Genomic DNA, 6479 nt, shown 5'->3' with positions numbered 1-6479 from the left:
TAAACCTACCTACAGCAGACATTAACAAAAAAATTTCTGATAATCCCATAAAATTTCAAAGATTATTTAGAAAATTTTGAACAATTTTTGAAATTATCCCTTTTAATATTTGGGGCATTTTAAAAATATGTATATATTTGCAAAGATCACCCTTGAAAATTTAGGGGTACTTCTTTAAAAATCGATAAAAAGAACCATTATATAAACCATTTAAATCTAAAGCGTATGACACCAACTGAGTTTTTTAATTTTGCCAAAGAGAACGGAGCCGAAATGGTTGATCTCAAATTCACCGACCTGCTCGGTTCCTGGCAACACTGTACTTTTCCCGTGGATACATGGGATGAAGACACCTTTAAAGAAGGAGTAGGATTTGACGGATCATCCATAAGAGGCTGGCAGGACATCCATATGTCGGATATGGTTGCCATTCCCGATCCATCCACAGCGAAAATGGATCCGTTTTTTGCAAAGCCTACAGTAAGCGTTATTGCCGATGTGTATGATCCGGTATCTTTGAAGCCTTACACGAGGGATCCGAGGTATGTTGCCCAGAAAGGGATTGAATACCTGAAAAAATCCGGATTGGGAGATACCTGTTTCATCGGACCGGAGCCTGAGTTTTTCATTTTCGATGAAATCCGTTACGATCAGAGACAAAACCTGGGTATGTATCAGATAGATTCCAATGAAGGAGCATGGAATACCAATCGCATCGAAGAGCCTAACCTGGGTTATAAACCCAGTTACAAGGGAGGCTATTTTCCGGTAAGCCCAACAGATACCTACCACGATATGCGTGGTGAAATGGTGGATGTGCTAAGGAAACTGGGACTTGTCATTGAAGCCCACCATCATGAGGTAGGCACAGGCGGACAGTCCGAGATCGATATGAAATTTGCCGATCTGCTTACCATGGCCGATCAGTTCATGTGGTTCAAATATGTGGTTAAAAACGTAGCCAAAACACACAACAAAACTGTGACGTTTATGCCAAAACCCATATTCCAGGACAATGGCAGCGGCATGCACACCCATCTGTCTTTATGGAAAGAAGGGAAGCCGATGTTTGCCGGTGATAAATATGCAGGGCTTTCGCAGGAAGCGGTTTACGGCATGGGAGGCGTGCTGAAACATGCAGCTTCTCTACTTGCTTTTGCAGCGCCCACAACCAATTCGTACCGACGACTGGTGCCCGGGTTTGAAGCACCGGTAAACCTGGCCTATTCACAGCGTAACCGCTCTGCTGCCGTCAGGATACCGATGTATTCAAAATCTCCGAAAGCCAAACGTTTTGAATTCCGGTGCCCCGATCCCACGGCAAACGGTTACCTGATGTTCACGGCCATGCTTATGGCAACGCTGGATGGTATTGAGAACAAAATCGACCCGGGAAAGGCATTGGATAAAGACATCTATTCCATGAACCCTGAGGAGCTGGCAAAAGTGCCCAAGGTTCCCGGTTCCCTGGATGAAGCCCTGGAGGCTCTTGAGAAAGACTATGAGTACCTTACCAAAGGCGATGTGTTTACAGATGATTTAATAACAAATTATGTTAAATACAAAAAGGAAAATGAGCTGAATGAACTTGCATCGAGACCTCATCCTTATGAATTTTTCCTGTATTATGACAACTAAGATCATCTCAGAGAAGGATTAAATAAAAAACTGCCACCAACCAGTCCTGCCTGCAGGGCTGGTTTGGTGGCAGTAAAAATCCATCAGACCGGACTCATGATGGCAAAAAGTTATATTTTTTCTGATACCGGATCGATACATCTGATTTTTCAACCATATCATTATGCTTTTTAACATATTCTTTTTACTTTTACAAGCTAATTTAAATGTAATCTCCGGTCAGGCAGGAGACCTCCCCTTCAAATAAACAGAGGAAATTGTTCTCTTATAAATGGATTAAATCAATAATCTGTCTGTAGGAGAAAGAGGTCCAATTACGTGTATAAAAAACAAAAACTTATGGCTTACTTACCTCAGAACATCGGTCTGTATAACCGTCAGAATGAGCGGGATAATTGTGGAATTGGTTTTGTAGCCCACGTAAGGGGCGAGAAATCTCACGGTATTGTTGAAAAAGGTTTGGAAGTACTTGCCAATCTTCGTCACAGAGGGGCGGAAGGAGCAGACAGCAATACCGGTGACGGAGCCGGCATCACCATCCAAATTCCACGGGAATATTATGTAAACCAAGGCATAGAACTTCCTGAAGAGGGGAAATTCGGAACCGGCATACTCTTTTTACCACAGATCGAAAAGGAAGCCCAATACTGTCTGAATCAGCTAAAAGAGCTGGCAGAAGGGCTGGGGCTGGAGTTCATCCAAACCCGGGAAGTACCGGTAAATTCAGATGAAATAGGCGACCTGGCAAAACAGGAACAACCCATTATCAGCCAGGTATTTCTCAAAGCAGATCTTTCTCAGGAAATACTGGAAAGAAAACTTTATATCCTTCGGAGAAAGCTGGAAAAAATCATTGAAGCCTCTGACCTAAAAGATAAAGAACGTTTCTATGTAGTAAGCCTTTCCTCAAAGGTGGTTATTTATAAAGGGTTATTCACCTCCCTTCAGTTGAAAAAATTTTATAAAGATCTGACCGATCCGCATACAAAAAGTGCCATCGCCCTGGTACATTCCCGATACAGCACCAACACCTTCCCTACATGGGATTTGGCCCAGCCTTTCCGGATGCTTTGCCACAACGGGGAGATCAATTCAGTCCAGGGCAACAAATACTGGATGCATGCGCGCGCCTCATTGCTAAAGTCCGATATGCTGGGAGATGAAATAAACGAGGTATTACCTGTTATACAACCCGACAAAAGTGACTCGGCAGCACTGGATAACACACTGGAATTTCTCGTACAATCTGGTAAAACCCTTCCTCATGCCATGGCCATGCTCATCCCCGAGTCATGGAACACCCGGAATCCCATTCCCGATAATGTAAAAGCATTTTATGAATACCATTCCACCTTCATGGAACCCTGGGACGGGCCTGCAGCGGTTCTGTTCACCGACGGAAGGTTCATCGGCGGTTTGCTGGACCGGAATGGACTAAGGCCTTCCCGCTATATACTCACGGATGATGACATGATGATCATGAGTTCCGAAGTAGGTGTACTGGACATACCGGATAAAAACGTCAAGGAAAAAGGCCGTCTGAGACCGGGGAAAATTCTTTTGGTGGACACCCATGAGGGAAGAATTCATTACGACCCGGAGGTAAAACAAGAACTGGCCAATCAAAAACCTTATGCACAGTGGCTTAAGGAAAACGAGATCACGCTGGATGAGATCCCCTTCGCCAGGAAAGTACCTGTAGCCCTGAAAGATGATCATGATAAAATACTGCTCACCTTCGGGTATACCCTGGATGAGATGAAAAACATCATACGTCCGATGGCACGTGAGGGAAAAGAACCGGTCGGATCCATGGGAAATGACACTCCGCTTGCCGTGGCTTCAAAAATGCCTCAGCGCCTTTTCAATTACTTCAGGCAGCACTTTGCCCAGGTCACGAACCCTGCCATCGATCCCATCCGGGAAGAGGTGATCATGACGCTTACCGGGTATATCGGTTCGCATCAGAAAAACCTGCTGAATGATATCCCGGATCATGCAAGGATGATCAAATTTCTCAACCCGGTGATCACCAATAAATACCTTGAGATATTAAAAAACCTGAAATACAAAGGATTTTTCACAACCACCATACCGATATTATTCGATGCCAACCTTGGTCCACAAGGGCTTAAAAAAGGACTGGATACAATATGCAGCAAAGCAGAACAAGCCGTGGACGAAGGCAAAGACTACATCATCCTATCCGACTGGGGCATAAATAAAGACAAAGCCCCTATTCCTTCTTTGTTGGCTGTTTCGGCAGTTCATCATCATCTGATAAGAAAACAAAAACGGATTCAGATCGATATTGTCATTGAAACTGGCGAACCACGGGAAGTGATGCACTTTGCATTGCTATTCGGATACGGGGCAAGCATCATCAATCCCTATATGGCATTTGCCGTTATAGATCAACTGGTAAAGGAGCAGAAGGTCCAGATGGATTATTATACGGCAGAAGCCAATTATACCAAAGCCATCCGGAAAGGCATCTTCAAGATCATGTCAAAGATGGGGACCTCTACGCTACGCAGTTACCGGGGAGCTCAGCTTTTTGAATCCATCGGATTGAATAAGGAATTTATCAGTACATATTTTACAGGAACAGCCTCTGCCATTGAAGGGCTTGGGCTGGATGAAATTGCCCGGGAAAACCTAATTCCTCATGCCAAAGCTTTTAGCGATCAAAGGATCAATTTCAATAAAGAATTTCAGGGTACCTCCTATTACCGGTATGAGGCAGAAGATCACGCCTGGAGTCCGGAAACCATAGGCTATCTTCAACATGCAGTACGAAAAAACGATCCAAAATTATATAGCAAATTTTCAGAGGCATCCGACCGGTTTACACAGGCACCTAGCTTTTTGCGGGGTTTTTTGGATTTCAGGCGAAACCCCATCGATATTGAAAAAGTGGAATCTGCTGAAAGCATTATGCAGCGCTTCACTACCGGTGCCATGTCTTTCGGTTCCCTCAGTAAGGAAGCCCATGAAACCCTTGCCGTCGCAATGAATTACATAGGAGGTAAAAGCAACACGGGCGAAGGAGGTGAAGACCCTGCCCGTTTTCAGATTTCATTAAACGGGGAAAACAAACGAAGTGCCATCAAACAGATTGCCTCCGGACGTTTTGGAGTTACTACCCATTATCTGGTAAATGCCGAGGAGATACAAATCAAGATAGCACAGGGATCAAAGCCCGGAGAAGGAGGCCAGTTGCCGGGAACCAAAGTTGACAGTGTTATTGCCAAAACCCGGAATTCCACTCCGGGCATTACACTGATCTCTCCTCCACCCCATCACGACATTTATTCCATTGAAGACCTGGCCCAACTCATCTTCGATCTGAAAAATGTCAATCCGGAGGCAAAGATCAACGTAAAACTGGTTTCTGAGTTTGGGGTAGGTACGGTAGCAGCGGGCGTAGCCAAAGGCGGTGCCGATTCGATTGCCATAAGTGGTGCCGAAGGCGGAACAGGAGCCAGTCCGCTGAGTTCCATCCTGCATGCCGGATTACCTATGGAACTTGGTTTATCGGAAACCCAGCAAACACTTGTTAAAAATAACCTCAGAGACCGGGTGGTGCTGTATACCGACGGTCAGCTCAAAACAGGGCGGGACGTGGTTACCGCAGCATTATTGGGAGCCGAAGAGTATGGCTTCGCCACCGGAGCATTAGTAACCATGGGATGCATATTACTGAGAAAATGTAACCTGAATACCTGCTCGGTAGGCGTTTGCACACAAGATCCCAAATTAAGGGAACGCTTCACAGGCCGCCCGGAACATGTTATTCGATATTTCAGGTTCCTGGCTGAAGAGATCAGGCATTACCTGGCGGAACTGGGCTTTACAAAGATGGAAGACATCATAGGAAGAGCCGATCTGCTTTTTCAGCGAAAGGAAATCGATCACTGGAAGCTTAGAAACATATCACTGGAAGATGTCACCCACTTTCCCCCGGAAGGTAAGCAATTCGGGATACGTAAAACAGTAAGCCAGAAACCGCTCCCGGATGATCTTCTGGATCGCCGACTCATAGAGGAAGCCGGGCCTGCATTGCGTTCAGAAAACCCTGTACACATAAGCCATGAAATAAAAAACACCGACCGTGCCACAGGGGCCATGCTTTCCTATAAGGTAGATAAAATTTACGGGGAAAAAGGACTTCATGACGATACCATACAATGTAACTTCAAAGGTTCAGCCGGTCAGAGCTTCGGAGCTTTTCTCAAATCCGGTATTACCTTTAAGCTGGAAGGCCAGTCCAATGATTACATGGGAAAAGGCCTATCCGGGGGTAAAATCATTGTGAAAGCTGCCGATGATGCTGCCTTTGATCCTGCTAAAAATATTATAATCGGAAACACCACACTTTACGGAGCCACAGGAGGAGAAGTTTACATCAACGGACTGTGCGGGGAACGTTTCTGTGTGCGAAACAGCGGGGCTACTGCAGTAGTGGAAGGAGCAGGAGACCATTGCTGCGAATACATGACAGGTGGAGTGGCAGTTGTGCTTGGAGAGGTAGGTAGAAATATGGCCGCCGGAATGAGCGGTGGAGTAGCCTATGTATATAACCCCAAAGGGAACCTGGATTATTTCTGCAATATGGAAATGGTCAACCTGGAAATCATTGAGGATTTTGATGACCTCATCACCTTAAAACAACTGATCCGGAACCATTATCAATACACCGGCAGCAAGCTCGCAGACCAGATTCTCAATAACTGGGAGGAAAGCCTGAAGAACTTCATCAAGGTAATTCCTTTTGAATACAAACGATACATAGAAGAGAAGAAACTACAGGAACTGAACCAGAAGATTAATAAGTATCT

2 protein-coding genes are annotated in these 6479 nt (G+C 45.1%); both read left to right on the top strand.

What is annotated here, in order from left to right:
* Positions 1–225: 225 nt before the first annotated feature.
* Positions 226–1638: a type I glutamate--ammonia ligase gene (gene glnA, locus KGY70_04765; protein ID MBS3774474.1), complete on the top strand. Its 1413-nt coding sequence runs from the start codon at positions 226–228 to the stop codon at positions 1636–1638.
* A gap of 339 nt (positions 1639–1977) precedes the next feature.
* Positions 1978–6479: glutamate synthase large subunit (gene gltB, locus KGY70_04760; GenBank protein MBS3774473.1), on the top strand; the 4502-nt coding region annotated here is incomplete at its 3' end.

The organism is Bacteroidales bacterium (genome assembly GCA_018334875.1).
In the GTDB taxonomy this organism is placed as follows: domain Bacteria; phylum Bacteroidota; class Bacteroidia; order Bacteroidales; family UBA12077; genus JAGXLC01.
Note: the sequence above shows the minus strand (reverse complement) of the source record. Positions and strands in the feature narration are given on the sequence as shown.